This is a genomic window from Ramlibacter sp. Leaf400 (assembly GCF_001424545.1).
In the GTDB taxonomy this organism is placed as follows: domain Bacteria; phylum Pseudomonadota; class Gammaproteobacteria; order Burkholderiales; family Burkholderiaceae_C; genus Ramlibacter.
Window position 1 is genome coordinate 1 of sequence record NZ_LMQL01000014.1, and the last position, 15,500, is coordinate 15,500.

At 69.3% G+C, this 15,500-nt stretch carries 17 protein-coding genes; 7 read left to right on the forward strand and 10 right to left on the reverse strand.

Annotated elements, in window-relative coordinates; translation table 11 throughout:
* Positions 1 to 299 precede the first annotated feature (299 nt).
* Entirely contained in the window at positions 300 to 1,799 is a 1,500-nt protein-coding gene (locus ASG30_RS20090) for an FAD-dependent oxidoreductase (protein ID WP_055901190.1), read from the forward strand.
* An 18-nt stretch (positions 1,800 to 1,817) separates the two neighbouring features.
* On the opposite strand, the gene ASG30_RS20095 is transcribed toward ASG30_RS20090, so the two are convergent.
* Positions 1,818 to 2,057 carry a TIGR04438 family Trp-rich protein gene (locus ASG30_RS20095; RefSeq protein WP_055901195.1) on the reverse strand — a complete coding sequence of 80 codons (240 nt, stop codon included), beginning with the start codon at positions 2,055 to 2,057 and terminating at the stop codon, positions 1,818 to 1,820.
* 124 nt (positions 2,058 to 2,181) lie between these two features.
* Between ASG30_RS20095 and ASG30_RS20100 the strand changes: the two genes are divergently transcribed.
* Positions 2,182 to 2,487 carry a c-type cytochrome gene (locus ASG30_RS20100; RefSeq protein WP_055901199.1) on the forward strand — a complete coding sequence of 102 codons (306 nt, stop codon included), beginning with the start codon at positions 2,182 to 2,184 and terminating at the stop codon, positions 2,485 to 2,487.
* Between the two features lie 61 nt (positions 2,488 to 2,548).
* On the opposite strand, the gene acs is transcribed toward ASG30_RS20100, so the two are convergent.
* A complete protein-coding gene (gene acs, locus ASG30_RS20105; RefSeq protein ID WP_055901202.1) occupies positions 2,549 to 4,534 on the reverse strand; it encodes an acetate--CoA ligase in 1,986 nt (661 codons plus the stop codon).
* 152 nt (positions 4,535 to 4,686) lie between these two features.
* Here acs and ASG30_RS20110 point away from each other — a divergent pair, with 152 nt between their 5' ends.
* On the forward strand, positions 4,687 to 5,304 hold the full coding sequence (locus ASG30_RS20110) for a YqhA family protein (protein ID WP_055901206.1): 618 nt from the start codon (positions 4,687 to 4,689) through the stop codon (positions 5,302 to 5,304).
* Entirely contained in the window at positions 5,301 to 6,215 is a 915-nt protein-coding gene (locus ASG30_RS20115; protein WP_082522225.1) for a DMT family transporter, read from the forward strand. The genes ASG30_RS20110 and ASG30_RS20115 overlap by 4 nt, the downstream gene beginning before the upstream one ends.
* A gap of 1 nt (position 6,216) precedes the next feature.
* Here ASG30_RS20115 and ASG30_RS20120 read toward each other — a convergent pair whose 3' ends face one another.
* The 8 genes from ASG30_RS20120 to ASG30_RS20155 all read right to left on the reverse strand — a co-directional run bounded on the left by ASG30_RS20120 (position 6,217) and on the right by ASG30_RS20155 (position 12,951).
* Positions 6,217 to 7,227, reverse strand: a complete 1,011-nt coding sequence (locus ASG30_RS20120) for an aldo/keto reductase (RefSeq protein ID WP_055901209.1) — start codon at positions 7,225 to 7,227, stop codon at positions 6,217 to 6,219.
* 121 nt (positions 7,228 to 7,348) lie between these two features.
* The gene (locus ASG30_RS20125; protein ID WP_055901212.1) at positions 7,349 to 8,308 is read right to left on the reverse strand and encodes a Gfo/Idh/MocA family oxidoreductase; all 960 of its coding nucleotides are present in this window, start codon (positions 8,306 to 8,308) and stop codon (positions 7,349 to 7,351) included.
* A gap of 1 nt (position 8,309) precedes the next feature.
* Positions 8,310 to 9,161 carry a class III extradiol dioxygenase subunit beta gene (locus tag ASG30_RS20130; RefSeq protein WP_055901215.1) on the reverse strand — a complete coding sequence of 284 codons (852 nt, stop codon included), beginning with the start codon at positions 9,159 to 9,161 and terminating at the stop codon, positions 8,310 to 8,312.
* Positions 9,162 to 9,551, reverse strand: coding sequence for a protocatechuate 4,5-dioxygenase subunit alpha (gene ligA / locus ASG30_RS20135; RefSeq protein WP_055901219.1), 390 nt, complete (start codon positions 9,549 to 9,551; stop codon positions 9,162 to 9,164).
* Between the two features lie 2 nt (positions 9,552 to 9,553).
* Complete coding sequence (locus ASG30_RS20140) at positions 9,554 to 10,495, reverse strand: amidohydrolase family protein (protein WP_055901222.1); 942 nt, start codon at positions 10,493 to 10,495, stop codon at positions 9,554 to 9,556.
* Between the two features lie 5 nt (positions 10,496 to 10,500).
* Entirely contained in the window at positions 10,501 to 11,184 is a 684-nt protein-coding gene (gene ligK, locus ASG30_RS20145; RefSeq protein WP_055901226.1) for a 4-carboxy-4-hydroxy-2-oxoadipate aldolase/oxaloacetate decarboxylase, read from the reverse strand.
* A gap of 17 nt (positions 11,185 to 11,201) precedes the next feature.
* Positions 11,202 to 12,230 carry an amidohydrolase family protein gene (locus ASG30_RS20150; RefSeq protein WP_055901229.1) on the reverse strand — a complete coding sequence of 343 codons (1,029 nt, stop codon included), beginning with the start codon at positions 12,228 to 12,230 and terminating at the stop codon, positions 11,202 to 11,204.
* A 34-nt stretch (positions 12,231 to 12,264) separates the two neighbouring features.
* A complete protein-coding gene (locus tag ASG30_RS20155) occupies positions 12,265 to 12,951 on the reverse strand; it encodes a substrate-binding domain-containing protein (RefSeq protein ID WP_082522226.1) in 687 nt (228 codons plus the stop codon).
* A 121-nt stretch (positions 12,952 to 13,072) separates the two neighbouring features.
* On the opposite strand from ASG30_RS20155, the gene ASG30_RS20160 reads away from it, so the two are divergent.
* The 3 genes from ASG30_RS20160 to ASG30_RS20170 are packed head-to-tail and all read left to right on the forward strand — an operon-like array spanning position 13,073 to position 15,500.
* Positions 13,073 to 13,984, forward strand: a complete 912-nt coding sequence (locus ASG30_RS20160; RefSeq protein ID WP_055901236.1) for a LysR substrate-binding domain-containing protein — start codon at positions 13,073 to 13,075, stop codon at positions 13,982 to 13,984.
* Between the two features lie 31 nt (positions 13,985 to 14,015).
* A complete protein-coding gene (locus tag ASG30_RS20165) occupies positions 14,016 to 14,909 on the forward strand; it encodes an aldo/keto reductase (RefSeq protein WP_055901238.1) in 894 nt (297 codons plus the stop codon).
* Positions 14,910 to 14,912: 3 nt separating this feature from the next.
* Positions 14,913 to 15,500, forward strand: coding sequence for a DUF6064 family protein (locus tag ASG30_RS20170; protein ID WP_055901241.1), 588 nt, complete (start codon positions 14,913 to 14,915; stop codon positions 15,498 to 15,500).

Consider the following 15,500-nt stretch of genomic DNA (forward strand, 5'->3'; position numbering starts at 1 on the left):
TCAACCTCTGACTCGCGGCAGCTGTCTGAACGGAGCTGCGTAGCAGCGCAGTGAGTTCTGCCGCGCAGGCCGGGCCGCGGAATGCCCTGCGAGTTGCGAGCGCAAAGCGCGAGCCAACCGGCCCACCATGAGCCCGGGCCAGGCACCGCCTGCCGCGCAGGCGCCCTGCCCGAGCCCACCCTGCCCAACCGCACCCGAACGCACCCGAACGCAACAGCACAACCCGTTCCCGCATTTCTCCTACACCGCCCCGCTCGCCCCCCCTCCTAGCATCGAATCTCCCGCACCAGGAGAACGCCATGGACACCAGTTCGCTGTGGCGCGCGATCGCGCGCGCCCCGGGCTTCGGCACGCTGCAGGGCTCGGTGGAGTGCGACGTCATGGTGGTCGGGGGCGGCATCACCGGCGTCACGACAGCGCTGCTGCTCGCCCAGCAGGGCCGCAAGGTCGTGCTGCTGGAGGCGGAGACGATCGGCAGCGGCAGCACCGGCCACTCCACCGGCAACCTGTACGCCACCGCCAGCCGGGGCCTGTCGGGCATCGCTTCGCACTGGGGCGACCCCGTCGCCAGGGAAGTGCTGGCCGCGCGCACGGCCGCGGTCGACTTCGTCGAGGCGCAGTGCCGCGACATCCCTTCGGCGCTGTTCACCCGCTGCGCGCTCTACCGCGCGGCCCGCTTCGCCTCGGACCACGCGGCCATCGAGCAGGAGCACAAGGTGCTGGCGCGGCTGGGATGCCGGGTGCGGCTGGACAGCGGCCTGCCGGGCGGCCTGCCGCCGCCGTCGGGACAGGTGCTGGTGCTCGAGGACCAGGCTCAGTTCCAGCCCCAGGCCTACGTGGCCGCTCTGGCGCAGCGTGCCGCGCAGGCCGGTGCCTCAATCCACGAGCATTCGCGCGTGGTGGAGTTCGACTTCAAGCAGCGGGTGGCCACCACCGCCACCGGCACGGTCCGGGCCGGCGAGATGGTGCTGGCCACGCACTCGCCCAAGGGCGTGCACGTGGTCCACGCCGAGATGCCGGTGCACCGCGAATACGCCGTGGCGTTCGAGGTGGGCGCCGTCGACCCCGGCCCCGGCATCTTCTGGTGGGAGGGCGACGAGGGCCTGTCGGTGCGCATCCTCGAGCACGAGGGCCGGCGCTTCCTGGTCGCCATCGGCCCCGAGCAGAAGGTCGGCACCCACAACGCCAAGGCGGCGCTGATGGCCGTCGAGGCCATGGCCAACAGCTACCTCAGCCCCGGCCGCGCGGTCCATCGGTGGTCGGCGCAGAACTACCGGTCGCACGACGGCCTGCCCTACATCGGCCGCGACCACTCGGGCTGCTTCGTCGCCTCGGGATTCGCCGCCGACGGATTGACGTGGGGCACGGTGGCGGCGCGCGGCATCGCGGCGCAGCTGGCGGGGCAGAGGGACACCTTCATCGAACGCTGCACGCCGGGGCGCTTCACGCCGGTCAAGGGCGGCAAGGCCCTGCTCGAGGAGTTCTCCACGATGGCGCAGTCGCTGGTGAAGGACTACGTCACGCACCGGAAGCAGGAAAAGCTGGTCAGCCTGGCGCCCGGCGACAGCGCCATCGTCGACAGCGAAGGCGAGACGGTGGCGGCCTGGCGCTCGCCGGAGGGTGAACTCTTCGCCGTGTCATCGGTGTGCACGCACATGGGCTGCAAGGTGCACTGGAACAGCGTGGAGACCAGCTGGGACTGTCCCTGCCACGGCAGCCGGTTCCGGCCGGACGGGACGGTGATCGAGGGGCCTGCCATCGCGCCGTTGCAGCGCAAGCAGGTTCGCGGGATCGGCTAGCGCGACCGCGCGGGCAGCTCAGCGCTTCTTCGTCGGCAGGCCCATGGCCTGGCGGCTCTTGTCGATGCGGGCCTTGCGCTTGTCGTTCTCGCGCTGCACGGCCTTCTTCTTGGTGTAGCCCGACCAGTCGGCCCAGGTCCACCACACGGCGGCCAGGCCGAAGGGGATCAGCACGCCCCACCAGGGCCAGCCCGCCACCGGGTCGATCTCCAGGTACTTCAGGGCCAGCAACAGCATGCCCACACCGAGGAACAACATCGACGACTCTCCGCTCCGCTCTTGGCGCCGTTTACCTGGCCTTCACGGGCGGGAACCCATCCGGTCAACCAAGGTCAATACAATCACGTTCAAGCACTGTAACCCAACCATAGAGGATCGCTTCATGAAACGTGCCCTGATCGCCCTTGCCGCCGCGTTCGCCGTGGCCGGTCCCGCCCTGGCGGACCAGGCGCTGGCCACGGCCAAGAACTGCATGGCCTGCCATGCCACGGACAAGAAGCTGGTCGGCCCGTCGTACAAGGACGTGGCGGCCAAGTACGCCGGCCAGAAGGACGCCGTCGACAAGCTCGCCGCCAAGATCCAGAAGGGCGGCTCCGGCGTCTGGGGCCCGGTCCCGATGCCGGCCAACACGCAGGTCAGCGAGGCGGAAGCCAAGAAGCTGGCGGCCTGGGTGATGAGCCAGAAATAAGCCGAAAGGCTTCAGACAAAAGGCCCGCTGATGCGGGCCTTTTGTTTTGGACGCTGGTCCGTCAGATCTTCTCGGCCAGCTGCTCAAGGATGGCCGGGTTCTCCAGCGTGCTGGTGTCCTGCGTGATCGCCTCGCCCTTGGCGATGCTGCGCAACAGGCGCCGCATGATCTTGCCGCTGCGTGTCTTGGGCAGGTTGTCGCCGAAGCGGATGTCCTTGGGCTTGGCGATGGGGCCGATCTCCTTGGCCACCCAGTTGCGCAGGTCGTTGGCGATCTGCTTGGCCTCGTCGCCGGTCGGGCGCGGGCGCTTGAGCACGACGAAGGCGCAGACCGCCTCACCGGTGAGCTCGTCCGGCCGCCCCACCACGGCGGCCTCGGCCACCAGGTCGGTCTTGGACACCAGGGCCGATTCGATCTCCATCGTGCCCAGCCGGTGGCCCGAGACGTTCAGCACGTCGTCGATGCGGCCGGTGATGCGGAAGTAGCCGCGCTGCGCGTCGCGCACCGCGCCGTCGCCCGCCAGGTACAGCTTGCCGCCCATCTCCTCGGGGAAGTAGCTCTTCTTGAAGCGATCGGGGTCGCCCCAGATGGTGCGGATCATCGAAGGCCAGGGGCGCTTGACCACCAGCATGCCGCCGGCGCCGTTGGGGATGTCCTTGCCGGTCTCGTCGACGATGGCGGCCATGATGCCCGGCAGCGGCAGCGTGCAGGAGCCCGGCACCAGCGGCGTGGCGCCCGGCAGCGGCGTGATCATGTGGCCACCGGTCTCGGTCTGCCAGAAGGTGTCCACGATCGGGCAGCGCTCGCCGCCCACGTTCCGGTGGTACCACATCCACGCTTCCGGGTTGATCGGCTCGCCCACGCTGCCCAGGATGCGCAGCGACGACAGGTCCGAGTTCTTCGGGTGCACCTTCTCGTCGGTCTCGGCCGCCTTGATCAGCGAGCGGATCGCCGTGGGCGCCGTGTAGAAGACGGTCACCTTGTGCTTCTCGATCATCTGCCAGAAGCGGCCGGCGTTGGGGTACGTGGGGATGCCTTCGAAGATCACCTGCGTGGCGCCCACCGACAGCGGGCCGTAGGCCACGTAGGTGTGGCCGGTGATCCAGCCGATGTCGGCGGTGCACCAGAACACGTCCTGCGGCCGGATGTCGAAGGTCCACTGCATGGTGAGGTTGGCCCACAGCACGTAGCCGCCGGTGGCGTGCTGCACGCCCTTGGGCTTGCCGGTGGAGCCCGAGGTGTAGAGCACGAAGAGCGGATGCTCCGCGTCCACGGGCACGGGCTCGCACCGGTCGGACTGGCCCTGGAGCGCCTCTTCGAAAGTCTTGTCGCGCCCCGCCACCATGGTGCAGGCGGTCGGCGTGCGCATGTAGACCAGCACCGACTTGAGCGTGTCGCAGCTGCCCATGGCGATGGCCTCGTCCACGATGGCCTTGAGCGGCAGCTCCTTGCCGCCGCGCATCTGGAAGTTGGCCGTGATCACCGCCACCGCGCCGGCGTCGATGATGCGTTCGTTCAGCGCCTTGGCCGAGAAGCCGCCGAACACCACGCTGTGGGTGGCGCCGATGCGCGCGCAGGCCTGCATGGCCACCACGCCGTCGATGGTCATCGGCATGTAGATGATGACGCGGTCGCCCTTCCGGATCCCCTGGGCCTTGAGCGCGTTGGCGAAGCGGCTCACCCGCGCCAGCAGCTCCTTGTAGGTCACGTTGGTGACGGCGCCGTCGTCGGCCTCGAACACGATGGCCGTCTTGTTCTCCACCGGCGTGCCGATGTGCTTGTCCAGGCAGTTGGCCGAGGCGTTGAGCTCGCCATCCTCGAACCACCTGTAGAACGGCGCCCTGGACTCGTTCAACGTCCTGGTGAACGGCTTGGTCCACTGCACGTTCTCGCGCGCCAGCCGGGCCCAGAAGCCCTCGAAATCCTGCTCCGCCTCCTGGCACAGCGCCTCGTAGGCCGCCATGCCCGCGATGCGGGCGCCTCGCACGGCCGCCTCGGGCGGAGGGAAGACGCGGTTTTCGACCAGGACCGATTCGATGGCGCTCATGCTTGTCTCCGGCTAGGGTGGGAATCGCGGCGTACTGTCGGCGGGACCACTTACATTCGACTGACTGGCCCGCAGCTTACAAAGTTACAGCGGATCGGCGGGGCTGGCCATGGGGCAAATCTACAATCGCGCCGACATTTCCCCACCCCTACATGGCCGAACCCAATCCCCTCCTGCGCCGCGAGTCCCCGCTGCGTCCCCTTCCCAACCTGATCTTCGCCAGCCGCTGGCTGCAGCTGCCCCTGTACCTGGGGCTGATTGCGGCGCAGGCGGTGTACGTCTTCCACTTCTGGGTGGAGCTGGTGCACCTGCTGGAAGCCGCCTTCGGCAGCCAGACGGCGCTGCAGCAGCTCATCACCAGCATCGGCTACAAGACCACGGCCCCGATCACCTCGCTGAACGAGACGGTGATCATGCTGGTGGTGCTGGCGCTGATCGACGTGGTGATGATCTCCAACCTGCTGATCATGGTGATCGTGGGCGGCTACGAAACCTTCGTCAGCCGCATGAACCTCGAAGGCCACCCGGACCAGCCCGAATGGCTGAGCCACGTCAACGCATCGGTGCTCAAGGTCAAGCTGGCCACCGCCATCATCGGCATCAGCTCGATCCACCTGCTCAAGACCTTCATCAACGCCGACAACTACACCGACCGGGTGCTGATCGCGCAGACGGCGATCCACATCACCTTCCTGCTGTCGGCCATGGCCATCGCCTACACCGACCGGCTGATGGCCATCGCGGCCGCGCAGGGCCACGCCAAGCATTGACCGCGGACGCCACGGCCGCGGCGCAGCGCGCCGCCAACCGCCGCGGCGTGCTGGCCCTGTCGGCCGGCATGGCCAGCTTCGTCACCAACGATTCGCTGGTGAAGTACGTCGGCCAGTCGCTTCCCGGCTCCGAGCTGATCTTCATCCGCGGCCTGTTCGCCACCGTGCTGGTGCTGGCCATCGCGCATGCGATGCGCGCAACGTCCAGCATGGCGGTGCTCACGGAAAGGCGGGTGATGGTGCGGGCCGGCTTCGACGCCTTCGCGACGATGACCTACCTCACGTCGCTGTTCCACCTGCCGCTGGCCAACGCGACCGCGATCAACATGGCCACGCCGCTGTTCATCACGCTGTTCGCGGTGATCGGCTTCGCCGAGAAGGTCGGCGCGCGGCGCTGGCTGGCCCTGGCCACCGGGTTCGCCGGCGTACTGCTGGTGGTGCAGCCCACGGCTGCGGGCTTCAACGCCTACGCCCTGCTCTGCCTGGGCGGCACGCTGCTGCACGCGGCGCGGGACCTGACCACGCGCACCATCGACAAGCGCATCCCGTCCATCCTGATCACGCTGAGCACGGCGGTGGCCGTCACGCTGCTGGCCGGGCTGTGGGGCCTGGTGGCGCGCGACTGGCAGCCGGTGAACGCGACGCAGCTCGCGCTGCTGGCCGCGGCCAGCGTGTTCCTGAGCGGGGGCTATTTCTCCCTCACCGTGGCGATGCGCTCGGGCGAGATGAGCCTGGTGGCGCCGTTCCGCTACACGGGGCTGCTGTTCGCGCTGGTGCTGGGGTTCGCCGTCTGGGGCGACGTGCCCAATCCGATGGCGTGGGCGGGGATCGCGCTGCTGGTGGGCGCCGGCGTGGTGGTGCTGCACGGCGAGCGGCGGGGCCGGCCGGAGCTGGAGCCGGCGGCCGACTGACTCACGCCGGGGGGTAGTCCTCGGTGTCCACCTCGCCGCGCGCCTGTGCGCCATAGCGGTGGCCGCTGACCGTCTGCTGGTTGATGTGCGCCTCGACCCGCGCGAGCAGCGACGGGTCGAGCTTCACGTCCGCCGCCGCCAGGTCCTCCCGCAGGTGCGCCACCTTCGTCGTGCCGGGGATGGGGATGATGTCCTCGCGCCTGTGCAGCAGCCAGGCCAGCGCCAGCTGGGCCGGCGTGCAGCCCGCCTCCCGGGCCAGCGCCTTGTAGCCGGGCAGCAGCCGCAGGTTGCGGGCGTAGTGCTCCAGTTCGAACCGCGGCATGGACCGGCGGATGTCCTTGGCGTCCAGCGTGGCCACGTCGTGCAAAGAGTCGCACAGGAAGCCGCGGGCCACCGGGCTGAAAGCGACGAAGGCGATGCCCAGTTCGCGGCAGGCGTCGAGCACCGCGATCTCGGGGTTGCGCGTCCACAGCGAGTACTCGGTCTGCACCGCCGTGATCGGATGCACCACATGCGCCTTGCGGATCGTCGCGGCCGAGACCTCCGACAGGCCCAGGGTGCGCACCTTGCCCTGCTCCACCAGCCGGCTCATCGCGCCCACGCTCTCTTCCACCGGCACCTTCTTGTCCCAGCGGTGCAGGTAGTACAGGTCGATCACGTCGGTCTGCAGGCGTCGCAGGCTGTCCTCGCAGTTGCGGCGCAGCGCCTCGGGCCGGCCGTCGATCACGCGCCGCACGGCGCCGTCGTCGCCCGTCACGCCGGCCATGCCGCCCTTGCTGGCCAGCGTGATGCGGCTGCGGTGGGGCTTGAGCGCGCGGCCCACGAGCGTCTCGTTGGCGCCGAAGCCGTAAAGCGCCGCCGTGTCGAACAGCGTGACGCCTTCGTCCAGCGCCGCGAGCAGCAGGCGTTCCCCGTCCTCGGGCGGCGGCGGTGCCCCGTAGGCGTGGCTGAGGTTCATGCAGCCGAGGCCGAGGGCGGAGACGGTGAAGGGGCCGAGGGTGCGTTGCTGCATCAGGAGTCTCCAGAAGAGGACGTCATCCCCGCGGAGGCGGGGATCCAGGGCTTCCACCGCAGTCCGCGAAGGCGGACGCACTGGATTCCCGCCTTCGCGGGAATGACGGGTTGTCTTGGCTTCAGCCCAGCTGCTTTTCCAGCCGGTCCAGCACCTCGTAGCAAGGCAGCACCTGCGCCACGCTCGCATTGGGCTCGCGCTTCTCGCGGATCGCCGCCACGAACTCGCGGTCCTGCAGCTCGATGCCGTTCATGGACACGTCCACCTTGCTCACGTCGATCTTCTCGTCCTTGCCGTTGAACAGGTCGTCGTAGCGCGCGATGTAGGTCGCCGTGTCGCCGATGTAGCGGAAGAACGTGCCCAGCGGGCCGTCGTTGTTGAACGAGAGCGACAGCGTGCAGATGGCGCCGTTCTCGGCCTGGAGCTGGATGCTCATGTCCATGGCGATGCCCAGCGCGGGATGGATCGGCCCCTGGACCGCGTTGGCCTTCACCACGCGGCTGCCGGTCTGGTACTGGAACAGGTCGACCGTGTGGGCCGCGTGGTGCCACAGCAGGTGGTCGGTCCAGCTGCGCGGCTGGCCCAGCGCGTTCATGTTCGTGCGGCGGAAGAAGTAGGTCTGCACGTCCATCTGCTGGATGGCGAACTCGCGCGCCTGGATCTTCTTGTGCACGTACTGGTGGCTGGGGTTGAAGCGGCGGGTGTGGCCCACCATCGCCACCAGGCCGGTCTTCTTCTGCAGGTCCAGCACCGCCTTGCCGTCGGCCAGGTTGTCGCACAGCGGAATCTCCACCTGCACGTGCTTGCCGGCCTTCAGGCAGGCCAGGGCCTGCGAGGCGTGCATCTGCGTGGGCGTGCACAGGATCACCGCGTCGACGTCGTCGCGGGCCAGGGTCTCGTCCAGCTCGGTGGTCGCATGCCCGATGCCGTACTTGGCCGCCACCTCCCGGGTCTTGTCCAGCTCGCGGCCGATCACCGACGTGACCTGCACGCCGTCGATCAGCTTGAGCCCGTCCAGGTGCTTCTGGCCGAAGGCGCCGGCGCCGGCAAGCGCGATGCGCAGGGTGTTCTTGTTCGCCATGTCAGCTCTCCAGGATCATGTGGCCCACGGCCGTGTTCGAAGCAGGCACGTGGTAGAAGCGGTGCTTCAGGGTCGGCTTCTTCCCGCCGGCGACGTCGGCCATCGCGCCGCGTGCGATCAGCCACATCACCAGCTCGATGCCCTCGCTGCCGGCCTCGCGCACGTAGTCGATGTGCGGCACCGCGGCCAGGCCCTCGGGGTCGTCGAGGAGGCGGTCGAGGAAGCGGTTGTCCCACTCCTTGTTGATCAGGCCGGCACGCGGCCCCTGCAGCTGGTGGCTCATGCCGCCCGTGCCCCAGACCTGCACGTTCAGGTCCTCGTCGTAGCTCTCGATCGCCTTGCGGATCGCCTGGCCCAGGCGGAAGCACCGCATGCCGCTGGGCACCGGGTACTGCACCACGTTGACCGCGAAGGGGATCACCTTGACCGGCCAGGCCTCGGTCTGGCCGCACATCAGCGACAGGGGCACGGTGAGGCCGTGGTCCACGTCCATCTTGTTGACCAGCGTGAGGTCGAAGTCCTGCTGGATCACCGACTGCGCGATGTGCGCGGCCAGCTCGGGGTGGCCCTCGACCTTGGGCACCGGGCGCGGACCCCAGCCCTCGTCGGCCACGGCGTACTCGGCGGCCGTGCCGATGGCGAAGGTGGGGATCATGTCCAGGCTGAACGCCGTGGCGTGGTCGTTGAAGACCAGGAACACCACGTCGGGGGTGTTCTGCTTCATCCACTCGCGCGAGAACTGGTAGCCCGAGAAGACCTTCTGCCAGTACGGCTCCTCGGTCTTGCCCAGGTCCATGGCGGCGCCGATGGCGGGGACGTGCGAGGTGTAGACGGAGGCGGTGATGCGGGCCATTTACTTCTTCTCCTTCTCGGGCGACGTCCAGCTCGCGGGACGGCCGCCGCCGATCATCATGTTGCGGTACTCGTCCTCGCTCATGCCCGTCATGGAGCCGGCCATCTGCTGGAAGCTCTTGCCGTCGGTCGCGCCGATCTTGGCCAGGAAGTAGATGTTGCCGCCCAGCGAGATGCAGCGGTTCAGGTCGCGCGCCAGCACCGCCTGCTTCTGCTCCTCGCTCATGGGCCACTCGTCCAGGTAGGCGCGCTCGTCGGCCTTGAAGCGCTCGCGGTTGGGCGCCTTCATCAGCGACATGCAGAACTGGTTGAGCCAGTAACCCTTGCGGCTCTGGTCGGCGTCGAAGATGGTCGTGCCGGGCACGTCCTTGTACGGCTTGTCCAATGGCATGGTCAGCCTCCTTGCTTGAGTTCGGGCCAGTAGAGGCGCGTCGGGTTGTCCACCAGCAGCTTCTTCTGCAGCTGCGGCGTGGTGGCGATGTGCGGGATGAAGTCCACCAGCAGCCCGTCGTCGGGCATGTGGTCCTTCAGGTTCGGGTGCGGCCAGTCGGTGCCCCACAGCACGCGGTCGGGGAAGCTCTCCACCACCTTGCGCGCGAAAGGCACCACGTCGCGGTAGGCGTTGCGCTCGCCGTCCAGCGCCGGCGGGCCGCCGACCGACAGGCGCTCGGGGCAGCTCACCTTGCTCCAGACGTTGGGATGCTCGCGCATGAACTTGAGGAACAGCGCGAACTCGTCGCCGTCCACGCCCTTGCGGACGTCGGGCCGGCCCATGTGGTCCACCACCACCGTGGTCGGCAGCGCGGTGAAGAAGTCCCACAGCTCGGGCAGGTCCTGCGCCTCGAAGTAGATCACCACGTGCCAGCCCAGCGGGGCGATGCGGGCGGCGATCTCCATGAGCTCGTCCTTGGGCGTGAAGTCCACCAGCCGCTTGACGAAGTTGAAGCGCACGCCGCGCACGCCGGCGGCGTCCATGGCCTGCAGCTCCTGGTCGGTGACGCTGCGGCGCACGGTGGCGACGCCGCGCGCGCGGCCTTCGGCGCGTTGCAGCGCATCGACCAGGGCCCGGTTGTCGGCGCCGTGGCAGGTGGCCTGCACGATCACGTTCTTGTCGAAGCCCAGGTGGTCGCGCAGCGCGAACAGCTGCTGCCAGCTGGCGTCGCAGGGCGTGTACTTGCGCTCCGGCGCGAAGGGGAAGTCGGCGCCGGGGCCGAAGACGTGGCAGTGCGCATCGACGCTGCCGGGGGGGACCTTGAACTCCGGCTTGCTCGGACCGGTGTACCAGTCGAGCCAGCCGGGGGTCTTCTCGAATCCGCCTGTGGTGGGTTTGGTCATGGCGGTCAGTCGACGTAGCGCAACCCGGCCTTGGCCAGCGGCTCGCGCATCTTGTACATGTCCAGGCCCAGCACGCCCGACGCCAGCTTGGCGCGCTTCTCGCCTTCGTTGGCCTCTCGGGCGGCGGCCGCTTCCAGGGTCTTGGCGGCCAGCGCGCGCGGCACGACGACCACGCCGTCGTCGTCGGCCACCACCACGTCGCCCGGGTTCACGATCATCCCGGCGCACACCACCGGGATGTTCACCGAACCGATCGTGGCCTTGATCGTGCCCTTGGAGCTGACGGCCTTGCTCCATACCGGGAACTGCATCTCGGTGAGGGTCTTGACGTCGCGCACGCCGGCGTCGATGACCAGCGCGCGGGCGCCGCGGGCCTTGAAGGACGTTGCGAGCAGGTCGCCGAAGTAGCCGTCCGTGCAGGGCGAGGTGATGGCGGCCACCACGATGTCGCCCGGCTGGATCTGCTCGGCCACGACGTGCATCATCCAGTTGTCCCCCGGATGCAGCAGCACGGTGACGGCGGTGCCGGACACCTGGGCGCCCGCGTAGATCGGCCGCATGGAGGTGGCCATCAGGCCGACGCGGCCCATGGCCTCGTGGACCGTGGCCGAGCCGAGGTGCGCCAGCTTGTCCGCCGTGTCGCGGTCGGTGCGCTGGATGTTGCGGTAGACGACGCCGAGTTCGTACATGTGTTGCTCCTCTCGCCTCAATGCCCGCGCGACGCCAGCAGCGTGTCCAGCCGCGGGAACACGCGGCGCGCGTTGCCTTCGAAGATCGCCTTGCGGTCCTGCGGCGACAGGCGCTCGCAGGCATCGATGTAGCGCTTGGTGTCGTCGTAGTAGTTGCCGGTGGTCGGGTCGATGCCGCGCACCGCGCCGATCATCTCGCTGGCGAACAGCACGTTCTTGACCGGGATCACGGTGTTGAGCAGGTCGATGCCGGGCTGGTGGTACACGCAGGTGTCGAAGAAGATGTTGTTCATCACGTGCGTGTCCAAGAGCGGCTTCTTCATCTCCTGCGCCAGGCCGCGGAAGCGCCCCCAGTGGTAGGGCACCGCGCCGCCGCCGTGCGGGATGATGAAGCGCAGGCTGGGGAAGTCCTTGAACAGGTCGCCCTGCACGCACTGCATGAAGGCGGTGGTGTCGGCGTTCAGGTAGTGCGCGCCGGTGGTGTGGAAGCAGGCGTTGCACGAGGTCGAGACGTGGACCATGGCGGGCACGTCGTACTCGACCATCTTCTCGTAGATGGGGTACCACCACTTGTCGGTGAGCGGCGGCTCCTTCCAGTGGCCGCCGGACGGGTCGGGGTTCAGGTTGATGCCGACCGCGCCGTACTCCCTGATGCACTTCTCCATCTCGGGGATGCAGGTCCTGGGGTCCACGCCCGGCGACTGCGGCAGCATGGCCACCGGCACGAAGTTGTCCGGAAAGAGCTGCGCGACGCGGAAGCACAGCTCGTTGCAGATGGCGGCCCAGGTGCTGGACACGTCGAAGTCGCCGATGTGGTGCGCCATGAAGCTCGCGCGCGGCGAGAACAGCGTCAGGTCGTTGCCGCGCTCCTTCATCAGCCTGAGCTGGTTGCCGGTGATGGTCTCGCGGATGTCGTCGTCGCTGATCTTCAGTTGCGAGACCTTGGGCATCGCGGACGGGTCCTTGATGCCGGCGACCTGTTTGTTGCGCCAGTCTTCCAGCGCCTTGGGCGCGGTGGTGTAGTGGCCGTGGCAGTCGATGATCATTCGGCGGTCTCCTGGTTGTTTGGCGGATTCGGTGTCAGGCGGCGTCCATGCCGCAGCGCCGCTTGACTTGCGCGGTCTCGGGCGACGCCATGAAGGCGAGCAGCTCGCGCACGACCTGCGGCTGCGCGGCGGTGGCGCACACGGCGCCGGAAAAGACGGTGTTGATCTGGACAGGCTCCGGCAGCGGCCCCAGCACCTCGATGCCTTCGAGGTGCATCAGCTCGCTGTACTGCTGGAAGCCCAGCGCGACTTCCCCCTTGGCCACCAGCGACCCCACCGGCACGCCAGGCGGCGCCTGCACGGTGCGCTGCTTCACTTCGTCGGCGATGCCCCAGCGCTCGAACAGCCGCATCAGCGCGGTGCCGCTCGGGCCGGTGGAATAGCCGATGGTGGGCGCGGCCCGCACGGCCTGCTTGAGTGCTTCCTCGCTGCCGATGTCCGGCCGACTGGCGCCCTTCCTCACGGCCACCGCGACGCCGGAGAACACCAGGTCGGCGCGGTCGCCCGCCGCATGGCCTGCGGCAAGCAGCTTGTCGATCGCGTCGGAGGCGAGGAACACCACGTCGAAAGCCTCGCCGGCCGCGACGCGTTTTGCGGCATCCACTCCGCCCACCGATTCGATCTGCAGCGGCGTTCCGCCGCGTCGCTCCCAGGCGGAGGCCAGTTCGGCCAGCACCTGGCGGGTGGCCATGGACGAAATCCCGCGCAGGGGGGCACTCATGGGGCGGCTCCGGTCGGCATCCAGGCATTCTGCAAAGGCCGGCGCCCGCGGCAAAGCGGGCCGGGGGCCTATCAGCTAGAACAAGCCCGTATAGCTGCCCCAGCGCTACTACACTTTCGGCATGGATCTGCGGCAGCTGGAGTATTTCGTTCGCGTCGCCGAACTCGGCAGTTTCACGCGAGCCGCGATCGAGCTCGACGTGGCCCAGCCCGCGCTCAGCCGGCAGGTGCGGCTGCTCGAGCTCGAGCTTCGCCAGGCCCTGCTGGTGCGCAACGGCCGCGGCGCGGTGCCCACCGAAGCGGGCAAGACGCTGATGGAGCACGGCCGGGGCATCCTGCACCAGGTGCAGCGCGCGCGGGACGACCTCGGCCGGCTGCGTGGCGGCCTGTCGGGGCGCGTGGCGGTCGGGCTGCCGAGCAGCGTGGCCCGCGTGCTCACCGTGCCGCTGACCCGCGCCTTCCGCCAGGCCATGCCCGAGGCGCGGCTGTCGATCAGCGAGGGGCTGTCCGGCGGACTGGAGGCGGGCCTGGCCAGCGGCCGGCTCGACATCGCGGTGCTCTACAACGCCCAGTCCTCACGCGAGCTCGACGCCGAGCCGCTGCTGCACGAGGAACTGCTGCTCGTGCGCGCCCGGCCGCCGGGGCTGCACGAGGACCCGCCGCCCGGCCCGATCGGGTTGCGCGAAGTGGCCGCGCTGCCGCTGGTGATCCCGACGCGGCCGAACGCGATCCGCATGCACGTGGAATCGGCCCTGGCGGCGATCGGCTGCAAGCCGGACGTGGCGCTGGAGATCGATGGCGTGCAGGCCATCCTGGACCTGGTGCGGGACGGGGCCGGCTGCGCCATCCTCTCGCGCAATGCGCTGCTGCACTCGCCGCGGCCGTCGGCCTTCACCGCCCAGGCCATCGGGCAGCCGCCGCTGAGCATCCGGCTGTCGCTGGCGACCAGCGCGCAGCGGCCGGTGACGCCGGTGCAGGGGGCGACGGTGGAGCTGATCCGGAAGACGGCGCTGAAGGTGGTGCCGCACGCCTGAGGGGACACCGGGTCGCTGCTACGCTGCCACCATGGACCGTCGCACCGTGCTCCAGCTGCTGGGCCTTGGCGCCCTCGTGCCCGCGCACGCCAACTCGCCCGCCGCCCCGCTCACCAAGCCCATCCCCTCCTCCGGCGAACAGATCCCCCTCGTCGGCCTGGGCACCTGGATCACCTTCAACGTCGGCCGCGACCCGCAGGGCCGGCAGCAGTGCGCCGACGTCATGCGGGCCTTCTTCGCTGGCGGCGGGCGTCTCATCGACAGCTCCCCGATGTACGGCTCCTCGCAACCCGTCGTCGGCGAAGGTCTGCAGAAACTGGGCATGCCGGATTCGCTGTTCTCGGCCGAGAAGGTCTGGACCTCCTCCGACGGCGCGGCGCAGATCGAGGCCTCGCGCCGGCTCTGGCAGGTGCCGCGTTTCGACCTGCTGCAAGTCCACAACCTGCTGGACTGGGAAGAGAAGCTGCCGCTGCTGCAGGAGATGAAGAAGGCCGGCCGGCTGCGCTACGTGGGCATCACCACCTCGGAAGGACGGCGCCACCGGGACTTCGAGCAGGTCATGCGCGGGCACCGCCTGGACTTCATCCAGCTCACCTACAACCCGGTGGACCGCGACGCCGAGAAGACGCTGCTGCCCCTGGCGCGCGAGCGCGGCATCGCGGTGCTGGCGAACCGGCCGTTCCAGGAGGGCGCGCTGACCCGCAAGCTGCAGCGCCACCCGTTGCCGCCCTGGGCCGCCGAGATCGGCTGCGCCAGCTGGGCGCAACTGGTGCTCAAGCACATCGTCTCGCACCCGGCCGTGACCTGCGCCATTCCCGCCACCAGCAGCGTGGCGCATGTGCGCGAGAACCTGGCGGCGGGCTCGGGCCCGATGCCGGACGAAGCGATGCGCCGCCGCATCGCCGACCACATCGGGAAGCTCTGACCGATGTCCGAGTGGTGGAGCTACCGGCCCTCGGACTTCCTGATGTTCTCGGCCCGCAGCTGGGGCCGCCTGCTCCAGGCGTGGAACGAAGCGCTGTGGCCGTTGCAGTGGGGCCTCCTGGCTGCGGGCGTGGCCCTCCTTGTCATGGCCGCACGCGATCCGCGGCGCGCGAGGCCCTGGGCCAACGTGGCGCTGGCCGCGGCCTGGGCGGGGGTCGCGTGGGCGTTCCACTGGCAGCGCTTCGCCGACATCAACACCGGCGCCCGCTGGTTCGCCCTGGCCTTCGCGGCGCAGGCTGCGCTGCTGCTTACGCTGGGCCTGGGCAAGGCGCCGCAGGCACCGTCGCACGGGCTGCGTCGCTTCGGGCTGACCATCGCCTCGGCCGCCCTGCTCTACCCGCTGCTCGCGCCGCTGGCCGGCCGCGGCTGGGCCCAGGCCGAGATTGCCGGCGCCATGCCGGACCCGACGGCGCTGTTCACCGTCGGGCTGCTGCTCGCGCTCCCGCAACGCTACCGCGGGGTGCTGCTGGCGATCCCGGTGCTGGCGCTCGTCGTGGGCTGGACGACCGCATGGCTCCTTCGGGCCGGTTGA

Coding starts and splice junctions, on each gene's coding strand:
- ligK (WP_055901226.1), bottom strand. CDS start 11,184: ATGTACGAACTCGGCGTCGTCTACCGCAACATCCAGCGCACCGACCGC.
- ligA (WP_055901219.1), bottom strand. CDS start 9,551: ATGCCATTGGACAAGCCGTACAAGGACGTGCCCGGCACGACCATCTTC.
- ASG30_RS20090 (WP_055901190.1), top strand. CDS start 300: ATGGACACCAGTTCGCTGTGGCGCGCGATCGCGCGCGCCCCGGGCTTC.
- ASG30_RS20125 (WP_055901212.1), bottom strand. CDS start 8,308: ATGGCGAACAAGAACACCCTGCGCATCGCGCTTGCCGGCGCCGGCGCC.
- ASG30_RS20100 (WP_055901199.1), top strand. CDS start 2,182: ATGAAACGTGCCCTGATCGCCCTTGCCGCCGCGTTCGCCGTGGCCGGT.
- ASG30_RS20150 (WP_055901229.1), bottom strand. CDS start 12,230: ATGATCATCGACTGCCACGGCCACTACACCACCGCGCCCAAGGCGCTG.
- ASG30_RS20140 (WP_055901222.1), bottom strand. CDS start 10,495: ATGACCAAACCCACCACAGGCGGATTCGAGAAGACCCCCGGCTGGCTC.
- acs (WP_055901202.1), bottom strand. CDS start 4,534: ATGAGCGCCATCGAATCGGTCCTGGTCGAAAACCGCGTCTTCCCTCCG.
- ASG30_RS20120 (WP_055901209.1), bottom strand. CDS start 7,227: ATGCAGCAACGCACCCTCGGCCCCTTCACCGTCTCCGCCCTCGGCCTC.
- ASG30_RS20130 (WP_055901215.1), bottom strand. CDS start 9,161: ATGGCCCGCATCACCGCCTCCGTCTACACCTCGCACGTCCCCGCCATC.
- ASG30_RS20110 (WP_055901206.1), top strand. CDS start 4,687: ATGGCCGAACCCAATCCCCTCCTGCGCCGCGAGTCCCCGCTGCGTCCC.
- ASG30_RS20095 (WP_055901195.1), bottom strand. CDS start 2,057: ATGTTGTTCCTCGGTGTGGGCATGCTGTTGCTGGCCCTGAAGTACCTG.
- ASG30_RS20170 (WP_055901241.1), top strand. CDS start 14,913: ATGTCCGAGTGGTGGAGCTACCGGCCCTCGGACTTCCTGATGTTCTCG.
- ASG30_RS20160 (WP_055901236.1), top strand. CDS start 13,073: ATGGATCTGCGGCAGCTGGAGTATTTCGTTCGCGTCGCCGAACTCGGC.
- ASG30_RS20155 (WP_082522226.1), bottom strand. CDS start 12,951: ATGAGTGCCCCCCTGCGCGGGATTTCGTCCATGGCCACCCGCCAGGTG.
- ASG30_RS20165 (WP_055901238.1), top strand. CDS start 14,016: ATGGACCGTCGCACCGTGCTCCAGCTGCTGGGCCTTGGCGCCCTCGTG.